This is a genomic window from Desulfobulbaceae bacterium DB1, assembly GCA_001914235.1.
Taxonomy (GTDB): Bacteria; Desulfobacterota; Desulfobulbia; order Desulfobulbales; family SURF-16; genus DB1.
In genome coordinates this window covers 160,736-184,538 of record MQUF01000005.1, presented here as the reverse complement: position 1 = coordinate 184,538, position 23,803 = coordinate 160,736, and the positions used below count along the sequence as shown (strand labels likewise).

Here is a 23,803-nt window from a genome sequence, read left to right as displayed (position 1 = left end):
TGCCCGATACAGTTCGTTTTTATCGAGGGGCCATTTCTTTTTCTTCGGGAGTCATGCCGCGAACGTAAATCTGCATCGTACTCTTCTGCAATTCGACCACCACCTGATTTTCCCGTTTATCGAGAACCCGGACGGTCTTGCCGATGGTGACCGACACACCGGGATACAAGGTACCATAAACATAGATGGATTCAGTGGCGGCCTGTTCGAGATCGCGGTCGAGCTGCGTCTCCATTTCGGTCAGCTGGTTATTTTTCTCCATGACTTCAGGCATCATCTTATTGAGTTCCGCGAGAATATTAGCCTTTTCGCCGCCGAAATCCTTGCCTTCCGCCTTTTTCATCTCATTGAGGGCGCTGATGTTCTTAAGAACCTCATTCATCCGGTTCGGCCAATAGGCCTTTGCCGCCTCAATCTGTCGTTTCCTTTTTTCCAGCTCAGGCCGCAGGCCGACAATAACTTCCGTCACCACCTCCGCCTCCGAGCCCAGTTCTTTCACATGCAAGCTGCCGCCGAGGATGTATTTGCCGCCGATAACCACGCCTTTGCCCTGCAACACGGTCATATTACCACCGGTTTTGACCCGGCCCTGAACGACAAAATTGTTCACGGTCAGGCTTCCCCGCGCCTCGATCTCGCCGAAATTCTCGCAGAAATCAATGGTGATATTCCCCTTGGCCCGCACCTCGGCATCAAGGCCAATCACCCCTCCGCTTATTTTGATATTACCGCCGGCAAGAATCTGGGCATTGTTCACGCCCTTGCCGACCACCACATCTCCCTTGCACTTAATCTTGAAACCGGGCAACACTTCCCCGGTTATTTCAAGACGGGTGCCGCAAAAGGCAATGTTTCCTACAGTCATGTCCACATCGCTTGCGACAACATGTTCGGCATACACCGCGGGCTTGCCGTCAGCCATGACAAACTTGCCGTCGATGGTCGCGGTCACATTGAGACCGTCTTCGCTCAGCTCCACACCGGGCCCGCATTTGATCGCAACATCCTTGCCTGGTTTGGGGACAATCTCCTCCCCCAGCACGTTTTGACCGGGAACACCGGCGGTGGCGGGTATTTTTTTCAACAGCAGCGAGCCTGCCGCCACATTGACAATGTTGCCGAGTTCACGAAAATCGACCCTGTCCTTGCCCATCATCTTCGACCGCAGTTGGCTGATGATGGATGGCTTCACCACCGGTTTTATTTTGGCGTTTTCACCGGGAACAACTTCTTTGCCGCCGGCCACAACGGTTTTTCCCTCCCGTGCGGGCGGCAGCTTCGACACAAAGCCGAAAACAACCCCGCGTTCCCGCACTTCCTTCAAAATGTCATCAAACGGCACATCGTCAAAGGAATACTCATCATCGACAAGCTGCAGGAAAGCCTTCAATTTGTCCTTGGTCAGCTTGAGCAGAAAACGGTCATTGCAGATTTTGACCGGTTTTTTTGACAGGTCTTCCATTATTCGATCAATTTTAGCTGTTTCCGTCCGCCAAAATCAAGATAACGGCAAACGGAAGAGGAATAAGAGGCACTTTCCCGGCACAACGCCTTTAATAATTTAGCACAATGTAGCAAAACAATTAAATTATCTTTTCCAACTGCTTGATTTTTTCATATTCACCGAGCACAACCAAGGTATCGCCACCGAGAATTATGGTGCCCAGGTTCGGATTAAACTGCATTTCACCGCCGCTCCGCTTAATGGCCACGACGATGAGATCAAAATCTTTACGAATATTGGAATCAAGCAGGGTTTTATTGACCAGTTGCCCCTTGACCGATACCAGTAACTCCTCGAGACGGAGGCCAAGCGCCCCGCCGTGCACGGTCAGATCGATAAAATCGGTCACCGTCGGACGCAGAACATGATGCGCCATCCTGGTTGCGCCGATGTAATAGGGCGAAAGAACCTTATTGGCGCCGGCCCGGAGAAGCTTCGTTTCAACCCCTTCAATTCCGCTTGAACGCGCCATGATATACAACTCGGAATTCAGTCCCCTGGCGGAAAGAACGATGTACACATTGTCTGCGTCGGAAGAGACGACGGCGATGAGCCCTTTCGCCTTTTTAACGCCCGCCTTAAGAAGCATATCGTCATTTGACGCCTGACCTTCAAGAAAAAGATAGCCGAGCTCCGAAAGTCTTGCGACAACCGCCGGATCATTTTCAATAACGACAAAAGGTTTGCCGCCGTCCTTCATCAACTTGGCAATAACCTGGCCGATACGCCCGAATCCGCAGATGATATAATGATTCGTCAATTCCGATACCTTTTTCTTCATGTTCAATCTCCCGTAAACAGCCTGGATTCTCCCTTCAACCACCGCCTCGGTGATATTGGTGAAAACCAGCATGACAAAACCGACCCCGATCAAGATGAGCACCATGGTGAAAACCCGCCCCTGGGGACTGAGATGAACCACCTCTCCATAACCCACCGTGGTGATAGTGATCAACGTCATATACAGGCCATCAACAAAACTGCTGTTTTCCAGCAGCATATAGCCAAAGGTGCCGAAAAGAAGAATGAGCACAAGAAGAAGCCCTGCCGTAACGGATTTATGCATGGCAGGGGCTCGCACATGGAAAGGGAAGAAAAATCGCTCTTGTCATAACGGCATTGCCTTGAAATTATTTTCACATTCAGTAAAGTTTTTCCCGCAACCAGCCGATGAATTTAGCATAAAGAAAAGTGTATGGAAAGATAAACAACGAGAGGCAAAAACCATCATGACCCGCCAGGAAGCTATCAGAATTCTCATGTTGAGTCCCTTTTATTTCCGCATGACCCTTGCCGACCGCAAGCTCCTGGTGTCGGAGTTCTGTTGCCTGCACAGCCCAAAAGAACAATAAGCCTCCTTGTTGCCGAATGCCTCCTGCCCGGTATATCCCGGCGCACTCCACCCCGCCCACCCCGCTTAATCCCGCAGCCGAATGAACATCTATTCATTTTTTATGGCGGAGTTTTCCATCTTGAGCTATAGTGATCTGCCATATATTATAAAATACTGCAATTACATCATGTTACGTTAAATTAAGCAATGTTGTTTCACCATCAAACTTTTTAAATCAAGGAGAGACGAGATGAACATCTTAATTTTCGGGCCCAACGGCAGCGGAAAAGGCACACAGGGTGCCAAAGTTCAAGAAAAATACAAAATTCCCCACATCGAGTCCGGTGCAATCTTCAGAAAAAACATCAAAGGCGGCACGGAACTGGGCAAAAAAGCCAAGGAATATATTGACCGCGGTGATCTGGTTCCCGACAACATCACCATTCCGATGATCCTTGACCGGCTGAAAGAAGATGACTGCAAAAAAGGCTGGCTGCTTGACGGGTTTCCCCGCAACAAGGTGCAGGCGGAAACCCTGGCCAAGGCATTGAAGGATGCGGGCATTGATCTGAATTACGTCATAGAGATCATGCTTGACCGTCAGATCGCCAAAGAACGTATCATGGGCCGCCGTTTGTGCGCCAACGACAACAATCATCCCAACCACATCGCTTTCGATGCGATCAAGCCGGTTGAGAAAGACGGCAGGCTGGTTTGCCGCGTCTGCGGCGGCGAACTGAGCACCCGAGCCGACGACCAGGATGAAGAAGCCATCGGCAAACGCCACAACATCTACTATGACACCAACACCGGTACCATGGCCGCGGTCAATTATTTCAAGGGCATTAACGGACCCAAGGTTATTTCCGTGGACGGCTCGGCCGGTATCAAGGAAGTGCTTGAATCCATCATGAAACAGCTTGATTAAAAAAAAGTCAAAGTGCGCTAAAATTTAAAGTGCCTAAAGTAAAAAGTTTTTCCCATCATAAAAAACCCATAACTTTAGGCACTTTAGTGCACTTATACATTCAGGCATTTTCTAATGTTCCTTCCTGCCAAACTCTTCCCATGATTTTTCATAAATATCATCCAGCGCCCGTTCGAGCTTGAGCCGGTATTCTTCCAGGCCGGCGTTGTCCAGCTCCAGCGGAACGAAAAAAGGTCTGCCGTAACAGAGAGCCACCCGGGAAAAGGGCAAGGGGATGGCGGTCCGGTCCCAGCTGCGGAAACTTTTATAGCGTGATGCCGCCCAGCCCACCGGCAGAATCGGCGCACCCGTCCTCGATGCCAGCAGGATCGTGCCGGCCTGGGCCTTGCGGGCCGGACCCTGCGAGCCGTCCGCCACCAGAACCACCGTTTTGCCGTTTCTCATCTCCCGCATCAAGCCTTTCATCGCGCCGATGGCCCCTTTGTTGCGCGACCCCCGCACCGTGGAAAACCCCTTGCCTTCAAGAATCCGGGCAATATATTCGCCGTCCTTGCTGGCACTGACCATGGCCACGAAGGGCACATGACGGGCATGGTGGACAATATAAATAACCCCGTAGTGCCAGAAGGAGACAATAAATGGTTTGTTGCCCGCAATCAGGTGACGGAAATGTTCATGGCCGTGCCGGGTCACCCGGCAGGTGGCAAACAACGCAAATGAAACGATACGAAACAGCAGCGGCGCAGCCCACAGGCAAAAGCGACGGAAAAGCCCCGCTTTTCCATGCCTGTCCCCTGACTCCTGATTCCCGCCCTTTACAGCCATTCTAATTCCTGTTCCTTCAAAAGCGTAATTTGATCCCTGATGTCGGCAGCCTCTTCAAAGGCCAGATCCCTGGCCTTGGCCATCATCTCTTTTTCCAGTTTTTTGATGCGGTTCCGCAGCTCCTTGAGGCTGACAAACTCCTCTCGGTTTTCAGCAGCCTGCTGCGGAGGAGCGGCAGGGGTACCCTCATAAATGGTTTCCATCGCGTTCTTGATGGAGGAGCGCACGGTTGTCGGCGTGATGCCGTGCCGCAGGTTAAACTCCCGCTGCAGCACCCTTCTCCTGTTTGTTTCATCAATGGTGCGCTGCATGGAGCCGGTCACCTTGTCGGCATAGAGAATCACCATGCCTTCGGCATTTCTGGCCGCCCGCCCACAGGTCTGAATCAGGGAACGATCACTGCGCAAAAATCCTTCCCTGTCCGCATCAAGCACGGCAACCAGCGACACTTCCGGAATATCAAGCCCCTCCCGCAGCAGGTTGATGCCGATCAGAACGTTGAATTCTCCCTGACGCAGTTCCCGCAGCAGCTCAATGCGCTCCAGGGTCTTGATGTCGGAGTGGAGATAGCGCACCCTGACTCCCAGTTTTTCGTAATAATCAGTCAGGTCTTCCGCCATCCGCTTGGTCAGGGTGGTGACAAGCACAGCCTCACCGCGGGATTCGCGCCGACGGATCTCTTCAAGCAGATCATCAACCTGGCTGTCGGCGGGCCGCACCTCAATGACGGGATCAAGCAGTCCGGTGGGCCTGATGATCTGCTCCACCACTTTGCCGCGGGCCCGTTCCTGTTCAAAATTGCCGGGGGTGGCGGAGACGTAGATCGCCTGGTTGATGCGACGGTCGAATTCATCGAACTGCAGGGGGCGGTTGTCCAGGGCGGAAGGCAAGCGGAAACCGAATTCCACCAGGGTCTGCTTGCGTGACCTGTCCCCCCGGTACATGCCGCCGATCTGAGGAATAGTGATATGGCTTTCATCGGCAAAAAGGATAAAATCCGGGGGAAAATAATCGAGCAGGGTGGGCGGCGCTTCTCCGGGCTGCCTGCCGGTCAGATGCCGACTGTAGTTTTCAATGCCGTTGCAGTAGCCGAGTTCGCCGATCATCTCCAGATCAAACATGGTTCGCTGCTCCAGACGCTGCGCCTCCACCAGCCGCCGTTCCTTTTCAAAAAAAGCGAGCCGTTCCCTCAGTTCGCCCTTGATGGTTTCCATGGCCCGGGCCAGCACCTCTTTTGAGGTGACAAAGTGGCTGCCCGGAAAAACCGTCACCTCTTCCATGACCCCCATCACCCTGCCCCGCAACGGGTCCACCAGGGAGATCGCCTCGATGGTATCACCGAAAAATTCCACCCGCAGGGCGCTGTCCTCCTCATAGGCGGGAAAAATTTCCATGACATCGCCCCGCACCCGGAAGGTGCCGCGATGAAAGGAATAATCGTTGCGTTCATAGAGCATGTAGACCAGCCGCCGCTGAATTTCCTGCAGCGGATAATCTTCCCCCCGTTTCAGGAAGAGATGCATGTTCTTGTATTCGTCCGGCGAACCGAGCCCGTATATGCAGGAAACACTGGCAACAATGACCACATCCCGGCGGGTCAGCAGTGAACGGGTGGCGGAATGACGCATTTTGTCGATGGCGTCGTTGATGGAGGAATCTTTTTCAATATAGGTGTCGGATTGCGGGATATAGGCCTCGGGCTGATAATAGTCATAGTAGCTGACAAAATATTCCACCGCGTTTTCCGGGAAAAGATCCTTGAACTCGGCAAAGAGCTGGGCGGCCAGGGTCTTGTTGGGGGCCATGACCAGGGCCGGCCGCTGGGTGCGGGCAATGACATGGGCCATGGTAAAGGTCTTGCCGGAACCGGTTACCCCCAGCAGAACCTGCTCCCGTTCTCCCCGCGCAATGCCCCGGCTCAGGTCGTCAATGGCCTTCGGCTGGTCGCCGGCCGGGGCAAAGGGGGAATGAATTTTAAAACCGGTGTTCATAGCCGCTGAAGGTGATGTCCCGTCTCTGCCCGTCCTGGTGGAGGAAAACCTTGGTGCCGTCGACAATTTTTCCCAGCCGGAAAATCGGCCGGCCATGCTGCGCGCACAATTTCTCCAGGGCTGCCCTGTTTTCGCCGGGCACGGTAAAGACAAGCTGATAATCTTCACCGCCGGACAGGGCGAAATCAAGCGCGGCAACCCCGAGGGACTCCGCAGCCGTGATCAGGGGGGCTGCCAGCGGCACCTGATCCGCTTCAATCTCCGCGCCGACATTACTTGCCTTGCACACATGGGCAAGATCCGTGGCCAGACCGTCGGAAAGATCCATCATGGCATGGATGAGCCCGCTGCCGGCCAACAGCCGGCCCAAGACAACCTGTGGAACGGGATCACAATGGGCGTTCACCAGCTGGACGTAGCGATGGTCATGCTGCATGTGCCGTCGACACAGTTCCAGACCGCAAGCGGCATTGCCGAGATGGCCACTCACCCACACCTCGTCACCCGGCAAGGCGCTATCCCGATAACAGACGTCTTTTCCGGCCATTTCACCGCAGATGGTAATGGTCAGCATGATTCGCTCCGGGGAGAAAACGGTGTCCCCACCCGCCAGCACCACGTCATAGTCGGAGAGGGCAGTAAAAACACCATCCAACAACCGGTCGACAACCTCCTTGGTACAGGCGGAGGGCAGGCCCAGGGCAAAAAGGGCGAAACGTGGTGTCCCGCCCATGGCGGCAATATCGCTCACGTTGACACTCACCGCCTTTCGTCCCAGCAATTGCGGGGGATGCCAGGACAAATCAAAATGCACCGACTCGATCAGCGTGTCCATGGTCCACAGGTCAACAATTCCGTCCGCTCCGGCAACAACGGCGCAGTCATCGCCGATGCCCTTGACAAGCCGGTCGGATGTTCGCTGCTGCCGCGCGATCTGTTCAATAATCTTTCTTTCAGCCAAATGCGTCATGGACGGCCTTGAAAAAAAACAGAAAAAATTGAGTTTAATGAATTCGTAAAAAGTCATTTTCGTAACGCAGAGACACGAAGCAACAAAGAAAACATATTGTTTCAAGAAGTAATTTCTTTGTGAGTTTGTCTCTCTGCGTTAAAATTTCATTTTTTTTTACGAGTTCATCAGGTTTACTCGCCCCCAGCATTGTCCTTCACCAGCTCAGGATGATGATCGGCAAGATAACGTTGCAAACACTTTCTCGCTTCGATGGAGGAGGAGCTTGCCAGCAATTGTGCCGCCAGCTCTTCCACCTCGTCCGACCGGCTTTTACGGATCATTTTTTTTATAAAAGGTATGGCCGGGGGGTGCATGCTGAAGGAATCCAGCCCCAGCCCAAGCAGCACGGGAAGATACTTTTCCTGTCCGGCCATCTCGCCGCAGATGCCGACCTCGATACCGCCCCGGTGACCGGATTGCACAACGTGGCTGATCATCCGCAGCACCGCCGGGTGCAGAGGCTCGTACATGTGGGCAACCTGCTCATTGCCCCGGTCAATGGCCAGGGCATACTGGATAAGATCATTGGTGCCGATACTGAAGAAATCAACCTCCCGCGCCAGGGTATCCGCCACCGCCACCGCACTCGGCACCTCCACCATAATGCCGAACTTGACATTCTCATCAAAAGGGATGCCCTGCCCTCGCAAATCCTCCCGCAATCGTGCAATAATTTCCTTTACCTGTATCAGTTCACAGTACGAGGATATCATGGGGAAAAGAATGCGAAGATTCCCAGCGGTGCTTGCCCTGAGCAGCGCCCTGAGCTGGGTGGTAAAAATGGCCGGCTCCCGCAGTGAATAGCGGATAGCCCGCAGTCCGAGGGCCGGGTTTGCCTCCCGGCATCTCTCGCCAGCCTTGCATCGTTTCACGGCCGCTCCTTTTCCCTGCCCGACAAACAGCTTGTCGCCCCCGACATCAAGGGTTCTGATCGTCACCGGAAACGGCGCGGCCAGCGACAGCAAATCGCGATACGCGTCCAAAAGGGTTTCCTCATCAGGGAGATGGTCTGCCGCCAGATAGAGATATTCACTTCGGAACAGTCCGACACCGGCGGCGCCACACTGAAAAGCCTGACTGATTTCGTCACCGCTTTCCAGGTTCGCCTCAACGTTTACCCGCATGCCGTCAACGGTTTCGGAACGCAGATGAGCATGGCCCGCCGCCTCAAGACTGTAACGCCGGAGATGACTCTGCCGTTCCTGATAACGGGATATCAGATCAACGGAGGGATTGATGAAAACACGGCCGGTGGAACCATCCAGAATAAGCAGATCACCATCATGAACCCCGGCGGCAATATCCTTGACCCCGACCACTGCGGGTATTCCCAAGGTGCGCGCCACAATGGCGGCGTGAGACGTTTCCCCGCCCATGGCGGCAAGGAAACCAACGCTGTTTCCGCGCATGTGCAGAATATCCTCCGGGGAAAAATCCCGGGCAACAAGAACCACTTTTCCGCCGTTCAGGGCAGGCAGCTTTTCCGTTCCGGACAGTTCGGCAAATATTCCCTCAACCGCATGGCGCACATCATCAAAGCGGGCCCTGATATAGGCATCATCCATGCGGGCGAAAAGCTTTTCCACGTGGGCAAGGGCCTTTTCCAGAGCCCACTCGGCGTTCGCCCTTTCCTTGTCGATGATTTCCAGCGTCCGCTCATAAAGAAATCTGTCCCGCAGCATGAGAAGATGGCTGTCAATGATGGCACCGTAGTCGGCGAGAACAGCGGAAATATGATCCCGCAGCCGGAGCAGCTTTTCTTCCGCTCGGGCAACGGCCTCACGGAAACGCTGCTGTTCCTGCGGAACCTCGGCACCTCCTATTTCCCGCTTCTGGACGGCACCCCCGCATCGGGCAAGCAAAGCCCGGCCGATGACGATTCCCGGCGAGACTCCGATGCCGAAAAACTCCGCCGTCTTGTCCTCGCGCCCGGCCCCGTTCATTGCTCGCCGAATCCTTCGGCTATGAGTCCGGCCAGGGCGGCAAGCGCCTCTTCCGCATCCGGTCCGCTCGCCTTGATGGAAACCGGCGTCCCCTTGGTACAGGCCATGGACATCACATCAAGAATACTCTTGCAATCGGCCTCCATGTCATCCTTGACCAGCTTGATTTCCGCCTCGAATTTCCTGGCCGTTTCCACCAGTATGGCCGATGTCCTGCCATGCAGGCCGAACCGGTTGGCGATTACCATCTCCCTTTGCCGGATTTCCATGATTATTTGACGACCCGGAGCACTGTTTTTTTCTTCTTCGGGGCGGTTTTTTTTTCTTTTTTCGGATCGCTGTTCGGCTTGGTGAAATCCACTGCCTTGATGTACCTTTTTTCACCACCCATGGTAAAAATATCCTTGCCGGTGAATTGCGCCGTCCTCAGCGTCCATACGACCTTCTGCGGCGGCACCGTCAGCAGCTGCATGCTCACATGCCACCACTCGTCCCGTTTCGCACTGTCCCGCTCAAAGCCGGTGACCAGCGCGTAAGTCAAGGTCTGCGGTTTTTCCGCAACGATAATGACAATATCACCTTCTTCGGTGGTCTCTTTTAAACGAAAAATCCTGTGCAGTTCTTCTACTATTTTTTCCATATACCTGCCATGTTGAAAAAAGCCTTGTGAAAAAAGGGGCGAGACACGCTGATGATCTCGATCATTCCGGTCCATTTCGATATCACATACAACGGCGGCAACAAAAAGGCAACAGCGGAAGGAATGATTGCGTCGTCCTTTTTTTTGCCGGAATATGCTGTTTCGTTCGTTTTTTTCGGGAAGAAGAAGGAGAGAGCCGACAAGCTATTTGCAAAAAAAATCGTTTCCATTGTATGTTATCCATTTGATGACTACAATATAAGACAATTTCAGCGGCGGGCCGGCAAACGGGTCACGTTTGGCTGCAAATTTCACTTTGCCGGATGACCGAATAGGCGGGACACACGGGAAAGATTCAAGCACGGAGTGCATGTTTTTTTTCTTTGGCGCCGGCCGGGGATCTCCGGAGAAATACGATTTCAGGTAAAAACATGGAACCTTTTCACATATCATTCTGTCTAACACCCAAAGACGGAACACTGAAAAAATTCGACGCTGTCGCCGGGGCACCACCATCTGAGGCAGTCATATTTGCAGACGGGAAACACCTGCTGACCAGGTTAGGATGCCGGGTGTTCCATGGGAAATGAAGAGCTGCAATCAGAAACCGAACAGCTGGTCCAGGCTTTTCTTGCAGGCGACAAACAGGCCTTTAATCGCCTGGTTCTGCTTTATCAGACAAAGGTCTACAATCTTGCGTTGAATTACGTCAAAAGTCCTGAAGAGGCAAATGACCTGGCCCAGGATATTTTCGTCACGGTATATAAGTCTCTCGGCAACCTGCGGGAGCGGAACAAATTTACATCATGGCTGTATCAGATAGCCATTAACCATTGCCGCAACCGTTACAAAAAACTGTCGCGCAGGGGGTATTTCAGCAACATCTCGCTCGACGACGAAGAGACGTTTATTCAGATTGTCGGAGATGAAGGACCGGAAAAAACGCTTCAGCAGGAAAACACTATCAGGATTGTTCGATCAGCCATTGATGCCATGGGCGAGGCGGAAAAAGAAATTCTTATTTTGCGTGATTTGCAGGAACTGGCATATGAAGAGATCAGCGCCATTCTGGACATCCCGCTGGGCACGGTAAAATCAAAACTTAACAGGGCCAGGTCTTCGCTGAAGGACCGTTTGAAAAAAATCTATAACGATTTATGAGTCTGCTTATGAAATGCGATGATTGTCAAAATTTATTCTCTTTCTATTATGATGGAGAAATTGCCTCGGACCAAAGGACGGCACTTGAATCTCATCTGCGCTCATGCAGTCATTGCAATCGGGAATGGCAGGCTTTCAAGGCCACCCTCTCCATTCTTCACCAGATGCCGACGGCAAAAGTCCCCCCCGGATTTCTCGCCGGCATTCACGGCAAACTCGAAAGCCGATCTTTTTCGGAAAAAATCAAGGAATGGCTGGCAGGGGCAACGGAAAGAAAAGTAGCGATTCCTACCGCTTTCGCCATGCTCGTCATCGGTTTTGCCTGCGCCTCCTTGCTCCAGATCATGCCCTTTTCCGGACAGCCGGGCACGACAACTCCCCAGCCCGACGCATCCTCACGGGCGGAGGTCAGCACTCCGGATTCACCGCCCCCCTCCCTGCTGGCCAAGAACATGCCGGAAAAAACAGGACATCAGGATTTTTACCCAGGCGTTCCCCAGCTGTCCGAGTATGAGGAAGACGACGCCACAGCCTTTCCCCAGTATGCCATGGTCCCCAGGCAGACGGAAAAAAAGGCCCCGACCGCGGTGGATTTCGTCTCAACCGGCGGCCATACGCATTCCTATATTGACAGGCCTCTGCTTTCCCTTTCCCGCTATCACCAGAAGCCCGCCATTCAACCGGATCTGCTGATTTCCATCCACGCGAGTGATCCGGCCGAACAATTGGCTGTGATGCGGCAGATCATGCAATCCCCCGACTGGCAGGCGGATATCTATAACCAGAATACCGTGTTACTTTCCGTTCCGGCCGGCAACTTTGATCAACTCCGCCGCATCTGCTGCCAGAAAACGTCGTCATTTACTCCCGCCTACGCCAGAGACAGCCGCTACATCTCTCCCAAACGCTTCCTGACCGTGGCGGTGACCCTTAATTAAGCAGCAACCACCATTTTTCACAATTCACCATAAGGAATGACTGCAATGCAAAGACACGGCAAAACACATTCACTGATGGCACTTCTCATCAGTGCATCAATTTTCTTCCTGACCCTGCCGGCATTCGCCGGCCGTCCGGACACCTTTGCCCCGCTGGTGGAAAAATACGGCGACACGGTCGTCAACATCTACACCACCCAGACCGTCAAATCACCCCCCATGACGTACCTCCCTTTCCCTGATCATCCGGCCGTGCCGGAACTTTTCAAAAAATTTTTTGAGCAGCCCGGCCCCAACGGCAACGGCTATCACGGTCAGGCCGTGCCGCAGAAGCGGACCAGTCTCGGTTCAGGTGTAATTATTTCGGCTGACGGCTATATCGTCACCAACAACCATGTTATTGATGAAGCGGATGAAATCAATGTGCGCTTTGCCAATCATGAAGAGTATGAAGCAAAAATAATCGGTCGTGACCCTAAAACCGACGTGGCCCTGATCAAGATCGAGCCGAAAGGCGCGTTACCCTATGTCGTGTTCGGCGACTCCGAACTGCTGAAAGTGGGCGATTGGGTGCTGGCCATCGGCAATCCATTCGGCTTTGAGCAGACCGTTACCGCAGGCATTGTCAGCGGCAAGGGCAGAACCCTGGGCAGCGGCGCCTATGAAAACTTCATCCAGACCGACGCCTCCATCAATCCAGGCAATTCCGGCGGGCCGCTTTTCAACATGGACGGCGAGATGGTCGGCATCAACACGGCGATCTACAGCCGCAGCGGCGGCAACATCGGCATCGGCTTTGCCATTCCCGTCAACATGGCAAAAAACGTGGTGGAGCAATTGAAGGAAACAGGCAAGGTTGTCCGAGGCTGGCTGGGCGTCATGATCCAGAACGTCAATCAGGATCTTGCCCAGAAATTCGGCCTCGACAGACCGATCGGCGCGCTGGTCGGCGAAGTCACACCGGATAGTCCGGCGGCAAAGGCCGGCATTGAGGCGGGTGATATCATTGTCGAATACAACGGCAAAGAAATTCTTGAGATGAGCATGCTGCCGAACCTTGTGGCCCAGACTCCGGTTGGGGAAAAGGCTGCGGTCGCCCTTATCCGTAACGGCAAAAAGAAAGAAGTCACGGTGACCATCGCCAAACTTGACGAGGAGACGGCACTTGCAGGGGAACAGTCAACCTCCGTGCTTGGCCTGACGGTGCAGGAACTGACCCCGGAACTGGCGCGCTCCTTTAACATCAAGGAAAAAGGGGGAGTCGTCATCGCCAATGTGGAACCGGGATCAGCCGCGGAGCAAGTCGGCCTGCAGCCGGGCGACTTGATTCTTGAGGTAAACCGCAAGGTCGTCAAGACTGTTGACGAATATAACCAGGCAATGGCGAATCTTGAAAAGAACAGCAGCATCCTGTTACGCGCTAAACGGGACAAACACACCCGTTTTGTGGTGATCGAACCGCAAAAATAACTCGTCATTCCCCCGCAGTAAGCAATTCGGGAAAAAGCTGAGGCCGCAAAGAACCATGATGTTCTTTACGGCCTCTTTTTTTTAAACAACCAGCCAACTGCGGGAATGCGAGATACGATTTTCCCCCTGTCAAACCTGACAACAGGAGGCGACCGCCGCCATGAGCCGGGTAACCAGCTCAGCGCTCTTCCTGCCCGGTTCCTTTTCAACAGCGGAATTGACATCCACGGCAAAAGGCCGGACTTCGGAAATAGCCCGAACGACATTGTCCGGACCAATTCCCCCTGCCAGTATCACCGGTTTCGCAAGCTGCAGCTCCTTGAGGCGTGCCCAGTCGAAAACCTGCCCCGTGCCGCCGCCCCGGGTTTTATGGTAGGTATCAAGCAGGAAAGCGGAAACCGCGTCTTCGTATGGTTTGAAATTTTCCGCGCTCAGCTCGGGGTGCACCTGAAAGGCCTTGACCACCCGCAGCTGAAACTGACGGCAATACTCCGGAGTTTCGACGCCGTGAAGCTGCAGCATGGTTAACCCGCAATACTGGACGATTTCCTGGACACGGGCAGCCTCCTCATTCATGAAAACCCCCACTGCATCAACAAAAGGAGGCAGGCGGCTGATTATTTCCCTGGCCGGCTCCGGGTTGATGTATCGTGGACTGTCCGGGACAAAAATAAATCCCAGGGCATCGACACCCGCGTCAACGGCATGACGCACATCGTTTCCATCCGTCATGCCGCAAATCTTGATCCGTGTTCTGGATCTCATTCATCCTCCTCAAAAAAATCAAAAAATAGGCAAAATGTCGAACCGGCAACTGAAAACGGATCAGTTTAACGCCCCATCAGTTCATGTACCGCAAGTTCACGACCGCCCGCGCGCATCAATGTCTCGCCAACCAGCACGGCAGCCACGCCTGCAGCCGCCAGGCGCCCGATGTCTTCCACCGTGCGAATACCTGATTCGCTGACCACGGGGATGGAATCCGGAATCAACTTCTTCAGCCGGAAGGTTGTCTCCAGATCCATGGAAAAATCCCTGAGGTTGCGGTTGTTGATGCCGATGAGCGGACTGTCAACCGCCAGGGCCTTTTCCAGATCCGCCTCGTCATGCACCTCAACGAGAACGTCCATGCCCAGCTCCCGGCTCTGAGCGAGAAAATCCGCCATCCGGTTTTTATCCAGAATAGCGGCGATGAGCAAAACGGCATCGGCGCCGAATTTTCGCGCCTGGGTGATCTGTGCCTCATGGATGATAAAATCCTTGCGCAGCACCGGCAGCTGCACTGCCTGCCGCACTTGAGGAATATAGGAAAGACTGCCCTGGAAAAATTTTTCGTCGGTAAGCACAGAAATGGCCTGAGCCCCGCCCGCTTCATACTCCCGGGCAATGCGCACCGGGTCAAAATCCGGGCAGATGACCCCCTTGGACGGCGAGGCTTTTTTGGCTTCGGCAATAAGGGCGACTCCCGCAAAATCGATAAGGGCTTGCCGGAATCCCCGGGGCGGCGCAACTTCCTCAATCGGTTCGCCGAGTCCGGAAGCCAGCAAACGACTCACCTCACGCAGTTTTTCTTCGACAATGGTATCTAAAATCAAGGATCACCCCGCATCCCGGCAAAATTTTATCAAAGCCTCAAGCTTTGCCATGGCAGCCCCCGACATAATGGTCTCGCGGGCCAGTGCAACTCCGGAATGAAGATCAGATGCTTTCCCGGCCGCCATCAAAGCCGCGCCGCTGTTCATCAGGACCATGTCAAGCCGCGGTCCGGCTTCACCCCGCAAAACCGAACGCAACTGTTCGGCCGAAGCCTCAGCCGTCCTGCCGCCCTTGATCTCTTGCAGGGTCGCGCGCTTTAAACCCACGTCTTCGGGTTTGATGGTATACGTCGTCACCTTGCCGTTATGGAGGTCGGCCACCGCGGTTTCGCCGGTGATGGTGATCTCGTCGATGTTCCCCGCGCCGCAGACCACCAGGGCCCGAAGGACGGAAAACCGGGCCAGCACATTGGCAAGCTTCTCAATCAAAGTCGGGGTATAGACACCCAGCACATAGACATTGGCATTGGCCGGATTGGTCAACGGCCCCAGCACATTAAAAACCGTCCTGATGCCGATTTCCCGGCGGGGACCGATGGCATGTTTCATCGATCCATGCAGCATGGGGGCGAACATGAAGCCGATACCGACCTGACGGATGCAGGCGCCGATCTGCGGCGCGCTGAGATTCAAATTGACGCCAAGGGCTTCCAGCACATCGGCGCTGCCGCAATGACTGGACACGGAACGATTGCCGTGCTTGGCCACCGCGACCCCGGCACCCGCCACCACAAAAGACGACGTTGTCGACACATTGAAGGTGCCGGACAAGTCGCCGCCGGTGCCGACCGTATCGACCAGAATGTCGCCCTTGTCCGCTCCGTCAACCCGGGTCGCTTTCTCCCGCATGACCAGGGCAGCTCCGGCAATTTCATCAATGGTTTCACCTTTCATCCGCAGCGCGGTTATAAAGGAGGCTATCTGGGCCGGGGTTGATTCGCCGCCCATGATCTCGTGCATGACACCGACCATTTCCTCCTCGGCAAGATCAATCCCTTCTACAACCTTGGCAATGGCTTCCCTGATCATATATGACTCCTGCAGCTCATTTTAATTAGATTTCCCACCAGGTGGGAGTCCTCGTTTCGCGAGGAGGCAAAAAAACTAGGCAAAATACATCTTTTCGTAATCCGGGCTGACGAAATTTCGCAAGAGCTGGACACCATCCGGGGTCATGATGGACTCAGGATGAAACTGAACCCCCTCCACCATCAGGGTTTTGTGACGCACCCCCATCAGTTCGCCCTGATCCGTCCGGGCGGTTTTGATCAGACAATCCGGAAAGGACTCATCGCCGACCACCAGCGAATGGTAGCGCATGCCGTCAAAAGGATTGGGAAGATTGGTGAAAACTCCCTTGCCGTCGTGATGAATGGCGCTGGTTTTCCCATGCATGACGCGGCCGGCCCGCACCGTCCGGCCACCGAATGCCTCGCCGATGGACTGATGGCCGAGACAGACTCCAAGCACCGGGATAACCCCGGCAAAATGGCGGATGGCGGCAATGGAAATGCCGGCCTGGGCAGGGTCACAGGGTCCGGGTGAAATCAGCAGCCGATCCGGCCTGATTTTTTCAATAAAGGAAATATCCACTTCATCATTGCGGAAAACCTGGAGTTTTTCCCCGAATCCACCGATGGTCTGGACGATATTATAAGTAAAAGAGTCGTAATTATCGATAATGACGATCATGTCCGCTAAAATCCTTTTTCCGCCAGTTCCACGGCCCGCCTGAGTCCACGAGACTTGTTCAGCGTCTCCTGATATTCCATTTCCGGATCTGAATCCGCCACGATTCCGGCCCCGGCCTGCACCCAGAGATTATCATCCTGCATAACGAAGGTGCGGATGGTGATACAGAAATCCATGTTGCCGGAAAACCCGAAGTAACCCACGGCACCGGCATAGGGCCCCCGCCGTTCCGGTTCAAGCTCCTCAATGATCTCCATGGCCCGGATCTTGGGAGCACCGCTGACCGTGCCGGCCGGGAAACAGGCCCGCACCACATCAAACTGATCCTTGCCGGCCGCCAGTTGCCCGCGTACCCCGGAAACAATGTGCATGACATGGCTGTATCGCTCAATGACCAGCAGATCATGGGTTTCCACCGTTCCGTATTCCGCTACCCGTCCCACGTCATTGCGTCCGAGGTCCACCAGCATCAGATGCTCGGCCCTTTCTTTCGGGTCGGCCAGCAGTTCTTTTTCCAGGGCAAGATCCTCTTCCCGTGTTTTCCCCCGCGGCCTGGTGCCGGCAATGGGCCGCACCTCGATCTTCTCTTCCTCCAGCCGCACCAGGATTTCCGGCGATGAACCGATCTGGATGTTTTTGCCCAGCTTCAGATAAAAAAGATAGGGACTCGGGTTGATATGGCGCAACGCCCGGTAGAGCATGAAGGGCGGCAGGTAGGTCCGGCTGTGAAAACGCTGGGAAAGCACCACCTGAATGATGTCGCCTGCCATGATATATTCCTTGGCACGTTTCACCATGGCCTTGAACGACTCTTCACTCATGTTGGAGGAAAAACGGTGCCGATGCCCGGTTTGGTCGCCGTCAACCACATCATAGGGAAGAGGCCTGCGCCGCAGTCGATTTATCATGGCGTCGATCTGCCGGCATGCCTTGACATACAGCTCTTCCAGTCCCTGACCATCTTCCAGGACAACACAGTTGACCACGGTCAGGGTCTGCTTCAGATTGTCATAAATGAGCACTATACGGGGAACCATGAAGGAGCTGTCCGGAAACTCCGCCAGCGGCGGATTTATTTCCGGCAGTTTCTCCATGAAGCGGACCATGTCATACCCGAGATAACCGACCGCGCCGCCGAAAAACCGGGGCAGGAAATCGCTTTCCCGACAGGCCTGAAAAGAGGCAAGCACCGCCTTGAGCTCAGCAAGAGGATCTCCGGTGCTTTCTTCAATCCGGCCGTCACGCTGGATGACGATCCTGTTCCCCCGACTTTCAAAGGTCAGGAGAGGATCAAGTCCGATAAAGGAATAACGCCCCCATTTTTCTCCGCCCTCGAGACTTTCCAGCAGAAAAGCATGGGACTCATCCCCCGCGACTTTGGCAAAAACCGTCAACGGCGTGTCCAGATCAGCAACAATCTCCCGACAGACGGGAATAAGCCGCGCCTTGTCCGCCAGTTTTATAAAATCGCCCAACTCCGGCTTATGCATAATTTAAGTCAAGCCTCCAGGCCGGGAACGGTTTCCCGCTTCCCGGCAAAAAAAAAGCCATGGGAACCGCATAGGCGCCCATGGCATATTTCTTCACTCCAGATAAAGACAAAAAAAGATTCGGCTCTGTCATTGTTCACACCCCCTGTCACGACAGGGGACAGCGGAACTCCTACGCAGCGGAAGCGGCGGCGATAAAGCTGTTTACTCTTTTGGTCAAACGAGAAACCTTGCGTGAGGCATTCTGCTTGTGCAGAGTTCCCTTGGACGCGGCTTTCTGGATGACCGGAATAGCAGCCCTTAAGGCTGCCTGGGCCTGATCGACAGACTCCTGAGCAATAGCCGCATCCACCGCTTTGATTGCGGTTTTCACCATGCTGCGGTTTGACCTGTTGCGCGCCCGACTGAGAAGACTCTGCCGATTTCTTTTGCTTGCTGATTTATGATTAGCCAAAATAGTTCTCCTCTTGTTGCAAAATGCCGTAAAACTCTCAGCCTCTTTACCGTATCAATAAAAAGGCGAAACTGTTTCAAATTAGAAAAGAATTTATATAAATTACTTTCCTGCCGATGTCAAGCACCAACATCTCCTTTCTTTTTTTTCCAAAAAAAGTCGAAAAACCCTTTCCAGCCTCGCATAATTCGTTAATATCATATATATATTTAATGAATGGAAACAAAAAATCCCGACTTTTAAAAATGCCGCCAGGAGAAAAATTAAAAGTTCATGCTTGAAGCGCTCAAATCACTCCGATGGCAGGATGTTGTCGACATCCTGCTTGTTTCCTACATTATCTACCGCATCATCCTGATAATCAAGGGAACACGGGCCGCACAGATGCTGATCGGCATCGGCGTCCTGATCGTTGTCTATTTCGGCGCCCGCGAGCTTGAGCTCATGACCCTCTACTGGCTGCTGGGCACCTTCCTCAGTTCCATTTTCCTGATCATCATTATCGTTTTCCAAAGGGACATCAGGCGCGCTCTGACCGAGGTGGGACAAACACCATTCAGCAAGATGACGGAAGAAACCGTTCAGTCCATCGACGAAATCGTCCATGCCGCCAAATATCTTTCCGACCGGAAGACCGGCGCCCTCATCGTCATTGAACGGGAAACCGGACTGAAAGACTACATCGAATCGTCCCACATTATCGACGCCAGACTGTCCATGGAACTGCTGGTCAGCCTCTTTCACACCTCCTCGCCGCTTCATGACGGCGGGGTTATTATCCACAAGAACAGAATCCTCACCGCCTGCTCCGTGTTGCCGTTGACCAAAAACCCGTATATCAGCAAAAAACTCGGCACCCGTCACCGGGCGGCCATCGGCATCTCCGAGGAAACGGATGCCGTGGTGGTGGTGGTTTCCGAGGAAACCCGTCAGATCTCCCTCGTTCTGCACGGCGGTATAACCAGCGGCCTCGACATTCCCTCTTTGCGCAGCCGCCTTGAGGGAATTCTTACTCCCAAGGAATTCGACACAACCAAATGGAAAACCTGGCTTCAAAGAAAATAAAACAATGGTTCAACCGGCCCTGGCCGAAAAACTGGGTACTCAAACTTATCTCTTTTTTCTTTGCCCTTTTTCTTTGGTATTTTGTGGTCGGCGAAGATAAAATCGACAAGACCATTAACATCCCGGTGGAGATTCTCAACCTGCCTGCCGACCTGACCATTTCCAATCAGTTCAAGAATGAGCTGGAAATCACGGTAAACGGCCCCAGGGGCCTTATTCGCAACCTCGACGAGGAACGTATTTACCGCCCCATCGACCTTTCCAGGGCCAAGCCCGGCACCAGGGCTTTCCAGAACACGGAAGATTCCATTTCCCTGCCCCGGGGTGTTCGCCTGCTGCGCGTTAAACCGACCGATATCATCCTGCAACTTGACAAACTGATAAAAAAAGATATTCCTGTGCTGGCCACGGCCAAGGGACAGCCACCAGCAGGCTACGAACTGGTCTCCATTACTATCGATCCGCCGGCAATTCCGGTGACAGGGCCGCAGATTGTGGTGGAGCAGTGTGACTCCATCGCCACCCTGCCCATCGACATTTCTCACCTGACCGAATCGACGACCAGCGCGGTTGCCCTGGAGCTTGCGGATCCCATCCGCGATCTGGTCGGCGACCCGATTGTCAACGCAACCATCATTATTCAGGAAAAAAAGGAGAAAAAAACGGTCAAGGGCATTCCAATCAGGTTGCTGCTCAGCGGCAAGAAGACATATACCCTGACCCCTGAAACGGTCGCGGTCACGGCGCTTATTCCCTACACAACGGCGCGCAAGACCAAAGACCTGAAAACATTGTTTCGCGCCCGCATCATCGGAGTTGAACTTCCCGCCGGCACCCATAAGTTGACGGTTGAAGTCACCCCGGCCGAGGACATTGAAGTCATCGCCATCAGTCCGGAAACAGCTCTTGCGGATATCAAGGAAGAAAAAAACGGCATCGACCAATAATCACGGGAAAAGACGTTTTACGTCGCCGTGAAAGGAATAACATTATGAGAAGACTATTTGGCACCGACGGGGTGCGTGGCGTCGCCAACACCTATCCCATGACCACTGAAATCGCCATGCAGATCGGCCGCGGCATTGCCTTTCAGGTGAAGGATTTCAAGCATGGCCATCGCATTGTCATCGGCAAGGACACCCGGCTTTCCTGCTACATGCTGGAAAATGCCCTGGCCGCCGGAATCTGCTCCATGGGGGTGGATGTCCTGCTGTGCGGCCCACTGCCCACACCGGGCATTGCCTTTATCACCACCAGTATGCGCGCCGATGCCGGGGTTGTCATTTCCGCCTCGCACAATCCCTTTCAGGACAACGGCATCAAGATATTTTCCGGTGACGGCTTCAAGCTGCCCGACGAGCGGGAGGCGGACATCGAGGATCTCATTTTTTCCCAGAAAATGGCGGCCCTGCGTCCGGTGGCGGATGAGGTCGGCAAAGCGGCGCGCATCGAGGACGCCCGGGGCCGGTACATTGTTTTTCTCAAGAATACCTTTCCACGCAATTACACCCTGGATGGATTCCACATCGTCCTCGACTGCGCAAACGGCGCGACATACGGTGTCGCCCCCCATGTTTTTGAAGAGCTGGGCGCCAAGGTGACAAAAATCGGGGTGGAACCGGACGGCAAAAACATCAATCACGAATGCGGCGCGCTTCACCCACGCCTCATGGCCGATCAGGTCAAAAAACTGGGAGCGGACATGGGGATTGCCCTGGACGGCGACGGCGATCGGGTCATCGTTGCCGATGAAAAGGGTAACATTGTCGACGGCGACCACATCATGGCCATCTGCGCCGCCGATCTCCTCAGCCGCAAGAAACTGAAGAAAAAAACCCTGGTTGCCACCGTCATGAGCAATATGGGGCTGGAAATGGCCATGGAAAACATGGGCGGCAAAATGGTCCGCGCCCAGGTGGGAGACCGGTACGTGGTGGAAATGATGCGCCAGCACAATTACTCTTTCGGAGGGGAGCAGTCCGGACACCTGATCTTTCTTGAACACAACACCACCGGCGACGGCATCCTCGCCGCCCTGCAACTGCTTGCCATCATGATCAAACGGCGCAAACCGATTTCCGAACTGGCTTCCATCATGGAAACATTCCCCCAGGTCTTGAAAAACGTCAGAACATCCAAACGAATCGACCTTGACCTGGTGCCGAAATTCAAGGAAACGACGCAACGCATGGAAAAAAAACTGGGCAGTGACGGCCGCATCCTGGTCAGGCTTTCCGGCACCGAACCGGTTGTGCGCGTGATGCTGGAAGGGAAAAACATGGACACCATCGACACCATGGCGGACGAACTCTGCGAACTGATCAGGAAGGCGGATTAGCACGACTGGTCCGACTGGTCCAACTGGTCTGACTAGTCCGACTGGTCTGGCTGGTCTGGCTGGTCCGACGAGTAGGACCAGTCAGACTAATAGGACCAGTTAGACCAATAGGACCAATATGAAGCTTCGCCTCGACAAACTGCTCCTGCTGCGCAATCTTGCGGAAAGCCGCCACAAGGCCCAGGCTCTTATCGGAGCGGGACAGGTCCTGGTCAACGGCCGGATGGTCGACAAGGCCGGAACGCTGGTTGGCGACGATGCGACCATTGATCTCAAGGAAAAATGCCCCTACGTCAGCCGGGGAGGGTTGAAGCTGGCCCGGGCCCTGGAATTTTTCGCCCTTGATCCGACAGGACTCGTCTGCGCGGACATCGGCGCCTCCACCGGTGGCTTCACCGACTGCCTGCTGCAGGCCGGCGCAGCCAGGGTATACGCCGTGGACGTCGGCTACGGACAACTTGACTGGAAACTCAGGCAGGACTCCCGGGTGGTGGTCATGGAACGGACCAATGCCCGGCATCTGCAACCCGGCGACATCCCGGAATTACTTGATCTTGCGGTGATTGACGCAAGCTTTATTTCACTCAAGCTGCTGCTGCCGCCGATACTCCCCCTGCTGAAAAGCAACCATGCCGTCATCGCCCTGATCAAGCCGCAATTCGAGGTGGGCAAGGGCAAGGTCGGCAAGGGCGGTGTGGTCCGAAACCAGGAACTGCATGCCGAGGTGGTTGAAGAAATCAGCCGTTTTGCCGCCTCGCTCCAACTCGCTTCCCATGGGGTGATAGAGTCGCCCATCCTCGGCCCCAAAGGGAACAAGGAATTTCTGATTTATCTCGGTGCAATAAATCGGCTTTCAATTTGACTTGACGCCCCGATAATGCTAATTTACAAAACGTAACGCAGCAGTCGGCAATTCCGTAACGCCATCAATTCTGTATTTTGGAGATTCAAACTGATGAAAAAAACAAAAAAGACAATATTCAGGCACCTTGCCACATGCCTCGGGATATCCTTGTTTTCCTTTTTCCTTGCAGCACCGGTATCCGCCGCTGAATATGTCAGCGTAAACAAGGACGGTGCCAATATCCGTTCCGGTCCCGGCACCAACGAAGAGGTGTACTGGGAAGTTTTCAAGGATTTTCCACTCAAAGTCTTGCAGCGCAAGGACAAATGGGCAAAAATCGAAGATTTTGAAGGCGATAGCGGCTGGATTTTCGATTCACTCTTGAGCGACAAAAAAACCGTTATCATCAAGGTAAAAAAAGCCAACATCCGGGTAGGCCCCGGCGAAAACTATGAAGTCGTCGCCTCGGCCCTCTACGGCGTCGTCTTTGCCCCCACCAAAACCGAAGGCGAATGGCTGCAGGTCAGTCATACCGACGGCACCACGGGCTGGATCCACAAATCACTGGTCTGGCCGTAAA

25 protein-coding genes are annotated in these 23,803 nt (G+C 54.0%); 11 read left to right on the top strand and 14 right to left on the bottom strand.

Annotated features, from left to right (window positions below; all coding sequences use genetic code 11):
* Positions 1 to 19 precede the first annotated feature (19 nt).
* Together BM485_06360 and BM485_06355 are read right to left on the bottom strand one after the other, a co-directional pair.
* Complete coding sequence (locus tag BM485_06360) at positions 20 to 1,462, bottom strand: hypothetical protein (protein ID OKY75953.1); 1,443 nt, start codon at positions 1,460 to 1,462, stop codon at positions 20 to 22.
* Positions 1,463 to 1,583: 121 nt separating this feature from the next.
* Positions 1,584 to 2,570: a potassium transporter TrkA gene (locus BM485_06355; protein OKY75952.1), complete on the bottom strand. Its 987-nt coding sequence runs from the start codon at positions 2,568 to 2,570 to the stop codon at positions 1,584 to 1,586.
* Between BM485_06355 and BM485_06350 the strand changes: the two genes are divergently transcribed.
* Positions 2,569 to 2,856, top strand: coding sequence for a hypothetical protein (locus tag BM485_06350; GenBank protein ID OKY75951.1), 288 nt, complete (start codon positions 2,569 to 2,571; stop codon positions 2,854 to 2,856). The two genes, BM485_06355 and BM485_06350, sit on opposite strands and share 2 nt — an antisense overlap.
* 231 nt (positions 2,857 to 3,087) lie before the next feature.
* A complete protein-coding gene (locus BM485_06345; protein OKY75950.1) occupies positions 3,088 to 3,765 on the top strand; it encodes an adenylate kinase in 678 nt (225 codons plus the stop codon).
* Between the two features lie 111 nt (positions 3,766 to 3,876).
* Here the strand turns inward: BM485_06345 and BM485_06340 are convergent, their stop codons facing one another.
* The 6 genes from BM485_06340 to BM485_06315 form a co-directional block, all read right to left on the bottom strand.
* On the bottom strand, positions 3,877 to 4,590 hold the full coding sequence (locus BM485_06340; protein ID OKY75949.1) for a hypothetical protein: 714 nt from the start codon (positions 4,588 to 4,590) through the stop codon (positions 3,877 to 3,879).
* A complete protein-coding gene (locus BM485_06335) occupies positions 4,581 to 6,581 on the bottom strand; it encodes an excinuclease ABC subunit B (protein ID OKY75948.1) in 2,001 nt (666 codons plus the stop codon). Before BM485_06335 ends, BM485_06340 begins: the two co-directional genes overlap by 10 nt.
* Entirely contained in the window at positions 6,565 to 7,656 is a 1,092-nt protein-coding gene (locus tag BM485_06330) for a thiamine-phosphate kinase (protein ID OKY75947.1), read from the bottom strand. Before BM485_06330 ends, BM485_06335 begins: the two co-directional genes overlap by 17 nt.
* A gap of 68 nt (positions 7,657 to 7,724) precedes the next feature.
* Positions 7,725 to 9,536, bottom strand: a complete 1,812-nt coding sequence (locus BM485_06325; protein OKY75946.1) for a phosphoenolpyruvate--protein phosphotransferase — start codon at positions 9,534 to 9,536, stop codon at positions 7,725 to 7,727.
* Positions 9,533 to 9,805, bottom strand: coding sequence for a hypothetical protein (locus BM485_06320; GenBank protein OKY75945.1), 273 nt, complete (start codon positions 9,803 to 9,805; stop codon positions 9,533 to 9,535). The genes BM485_06325 and BM485_06320 overlap by 4 nt, the downstream gene beginning before the upstream one ends.
* 2 nt (positions 9,806 to 9,807) lie before the next feature.
* Positions 9,808 to 10,176 (bottom strand): hypothetical protein, encoded by a 369-nt coding sequence (locus tag BM485_06315; protein ID OKY75944.1) that lies wholly within the window; start codon positions 10,174 to 10,176, stop codon positions 9,808 to 9,810.
* A 51-nt stretch (positions 10,177 to 10,227) separates the two neighbouring features.
* Between BM485_06315 and BM485_06310 the strand changes: the two genes are divergently transcribed.
* From BM485_06310 to BM485_06295, 4 genes are all read left to right on the top strand, one after another.
* Positions 10,228 to 10,503, top strand: coding sequence for a hypothetical protein (locus BM485_06310; GenBank protein ID OKY75943.1), 276 nt, complete (start codon positions 10,228 to 10,230; stop codon positions 10,501 to 10,503).
* Between the two features lie 252 nt (positions 10,504 to 10,755).
* A complete protein-coding gene (locus tag BM485_06305) occupies positions 10,756 to 11,337 on the top strand; it encodes a hypothetical protein (GenBank protein ID OKY75942.1) in 582 nt (193 codons plus the stop codon).
* On the top strand, positions 11,334 to 12,275 hold the full coding sequence (locus BM485_06300) for a hypothetical protein (protein OKY75941.1): 942 nt from the start codon (positions 11,334 to 11,336) through the stop codon (positions 12,273 to 12,275). Before BM485_06305 ends, BM485_06300 begins: the two co-directional genes overlap by 4 nt.
* 36 nt (positions 12,276 to 12,311) lie before the next feature.
* Positions 12,312 to 13,745 carry a peptidase S1 gene (locus BM485_06295; protein ID OKY75940.1) on the top strand — a complete coding sequence of 478 codons (1,434 nt, stop codon included), beginning with the start codon at positions 12,312 to 12,314 and terminating at the stop codon, positions 13,743 to 13,745.
* Between the two features lie 129 nt (positions 13,746 to 13,874).
* On the opposite strand, the gene BM485_06290 is transcribed toward BM485_06295, so the two are convergent.
* The 6 genes from BM485_06290 to BM485_06265 all read right to left on the bottom strand — a co-directional run bounded on the left by BM485_06290 (position 13,875) and on the right by BM485_06265 (position 18,976).
* A complete protein-coding gene (locus BM485_06290) occupies positions 13,875 to 14,510 on the bottom strand; it encodes an N-(5'-phosphoribosyl)anthranilate isomerase (GenBank protein ID OKY75939.1) in 636 nt (211 codons plus the stop codon).
* A 65-nt stretch (positions 14,511 to 14,575) separates the two neighbouring features.
* A complete protein-coding gene (locus BM485_06285; protein OKY75938.1) occupies positions 14,576 to 15,340 on the bottom strand; it encodes an indole-3-glycerol phosphate synthase in 765 nt (254 codons plus the stop codon).
* Positions 15,341 to 15,343: 3 nt separating this feature from the next.
* The gene (locus BM485_06280; GenBank protein ID OKY75937.1) at positions 15,344 to 16,369 is read right to left on the bottom strand and encodes an anthranilate phosphoribosyltransferase; all 1,026 of its coding nucleotides are present in this window, start codon (positions 16,367 to 16,369) and stop codon (positions 15,344 to 15,346) included.
* 75 nt (positions 16,370 to 16,444) lie between these two features.
* Positions 16,445 to 17,032, bottom strand: coding sequence for an anthranilate/aminodeoxychorismate synthase component II (locus BM485_06275; protein ID OKY75936.1), 588 nt, complete (start codon positions 17,030 to 17,032; stop codon positions 16,445 to 16,447).
* Positions 17,033 to 17,037: 5 nt separating this feature from the next.
* Positions 17,038 to 18,522, bottom strand: coding sequence for an anthranilate synthase component I (locus BM485_06270; protein ID OKY75935.1), 1,485 nt, complete (start codon positions 18,520 to 18,522; stop codon positions 17,038 to 17,040).
* A gap of 172 nt (positions 18,523 to 18,694) precedes the next feature.
* On the bottom strand, positions 18,695 to 18,976 hold the full coding sequence (locus BM485_06265) for a 30S ribosomal protein S20 (GenBank protein OKY75934.1): 282 nt from the start codon (positions 18,974 to 18,976) through the stop codon (positions 18,695 to 18,697).
* 273 nt (positions 18,977 to 19,249) lie between these two features.
* Between BM485_06265 and BM485_06260 the strand changes: the two genes are divergently transcribed.
* The 5 genes from BM485_06260 (at position 19,250) to BM485_06240 (ending at position 23,802) form a co-directional block, all read left to right on the top strand.
* Entirely contained in the window at positions 19,250 to 20,041 is a 792-nt protein-coding gene (locus BM485_06260; protein ID OKY75933.1) for a TIGR00159 family protein, read from the top strand.
* Positions 20,014 to 20,988 carry a hypothetical protein gene (locus BM485_06255; GenBank protein ID OKY75932.1) on the top strand — a complete coding sequence of 325 codons (975 nt, stop codon included), beginning with the start codon at positions 20,014 to 20,016 and terminating at the stop codon, positions 20,986 to 20,988. The genes BM485_06260 and BM485_06255 overlap by 28 nt, the downstream gene beginning before the upstream one ends.
* 44 nt (positions 20,989 to 21,032) lie before the next feature.
* Positions 21,033 to 22,379, top strand: coding sequence for a phosphoglucosamine mutase (locus BM485_06250; GenBank protein OKY75931.1), 1,347 nt, complete (start codon positions 21,033 to 21,035; stop codon positions 22,377 to 22,379).
* A 118-nt stretch (positions 22,380 to 22,497) separates the two neighbouring features.
* Positions 22,498 to 23,241: a TlyA family rRNA (cytidine-2'-O)-methyltransferase gene (locus tag BM485_06245; protein OKY75930.1), complete on the top strand. Its 744-nt coding sequence runs from the start codon at positions 22,498 to 22,500 to the stop codon at positions 23,239 to 23,241.
* A gap of 93 nt (positions 23,242 to 23,334) precedes the next feature.
* Positions 23,335 to 23,802, top strand: a complete 468-nt coding sequence (locus BM485_06240; GenBank protein ID OKY75929.1) for a peptide-binding protein — start codon at positions 23,335 to 23,337, stop codon at positions 23,800 to 23,802.
* Position 23,803: the final 1 nt, after the last annotated feature.

Coding starts and splice junctions, on each gene's coding strand:
- BM485_06360 (OKY75953.1), bottom strand. CDS start 1,462: ATGGAAGACCTGTCAAAAAAACCGGTCAAAATCTGCAATGACCGTTTT.
- BM485_06350 (OKY75951.1), top strand. CDS start 2,569: ATGGCAGGGGCTCGCACATGGAAAGGGAAGAAAAATCGCTCTTGTCAT.
- BM485_06355 (OKY75952.1), bottom strand. CDS start 2,570: ATGCATAAATCCGTTACGGCAGGGCTTCTTCTTGTGCTCATTCTTCTT.
- BM485_06345 (OKY75950.1), top strand. CDS start 3,088: ATGAACATCTTAATTTTCGGGCCCAACGGCAGCGGAAAAGGCACACAG.
- BM485_06340 (OKY75949.1), bottom strand. CDS start 4,590: ATGGCTGTAAAGGGCGGGAATCAGGAGTCAGGGGACAGGCATGGAAAA.
- BM485_06335 (OKY75948.1), bottom strand. CDS start 6,581: ATGAACACCGGTTTTAAAATTCATTCCCCCTTTGCCCCGGCCGGCGAC.
- BM485_06325 (OKY75946.1), bottom strand. CDS start 9,536: ATGAACGGGGCCGGGCGCGAGGACAAGACGGCGGAGTTTTTCGGCATC.
- BM485_06320 (OKY75945.1), bottom strand. CDS start 9,805: ATGGAAATCCGGCAAAGGGAGATGGTAATCGCCAACCGGTTCGGCCTG.
- BM485_06315 (OKY75944.1), bottom strand. CDS start 10,176: ATGGAAAAAATAGTAGAAGAACTGCACAGGATTTTTCGTTTAAAAGAG.
- BM485_06310 (OKY75943.1), top strand. CDS start 10,228: ATGATCTCGATCATTCCGGTCCATTTCGATATCACATACAACGGCGGC.
- BM485_06305 (OKY75942.1), top strand. CDS start 10,756: ATGGGAAATGAAGAGCTGCAATCAGAAACCGAACAGCTGGTCCAGGCT.
- BM485_06300 (OKY75941.1), top strand. CDS start 11,334: ATGAGTCTGCTTATGAAATGCGATGATTGTCAAAATTTATTCTCTTTC.
- BM485_06295 (OKY75940.1), top strand. CDS start 12,312: ATGACTGCAATGCAAAGACACGGCAAAACACATTCACTGATGGCACTT.
- BM485_06290 (OKY75939.1), bottom strand. CDS start 14,510: ATGAGATCCAGAACACGGATCAAGATTTGCGGCATGACGGATGGAAAC.
- BM485_06280 (OKY75937.1), bottom strand. CDS start 16,369: ATGATCAGGGAAGCCATTGCCAAGGTTGTAGAAGGGATTGATCTTGCC.
- BM485_06275 (OKY75936.1), bottom strand. CDS start 17,032: ATGATCGTCATTATCGATAATTACGACTCTTTTACTTATAATATCGTC.
- BM485_06270 (OKY75935.1), bottom strand. CDS start 18,522: ATGCATAAGCCGGAGTTGGGCGATTTTATAAAACTGGCGGACAAGGCG.
- BM485_06260 (OKY75933.1), top strand. CDS start 19,250: ATGCTTGAAGCGCTCAAATCACTCCGATGGCAGGATGTTGTCGACATC.
- BM485_06255 (OKY75932.1), top strand. CDS start 20,014: ATGGAAAACCTGGCTTCAAAGAAAATAAAACAATGGTTCAACCGGCCC.
- BM485_06250 (OKY75931.1), top strand. CDS start 21,033: ATGAGAAGACTATTTGGCACCGACGGGGTGCGTGGCGTCGCCAACACC.
- BM485_06245 (OKY75930.1), top strand. CDS start 22,498: ATGAAGCTTCGCCTCGACAAACTGCTCCTGCTGCGCAATCTTGCGGAA.
- BM485_06240 (OKY75929.1), top strand. CDS start 23,335: ATGAAAAAAACAAAAAAGACAATATTCAGGCACCTTGCCACATGCCTC.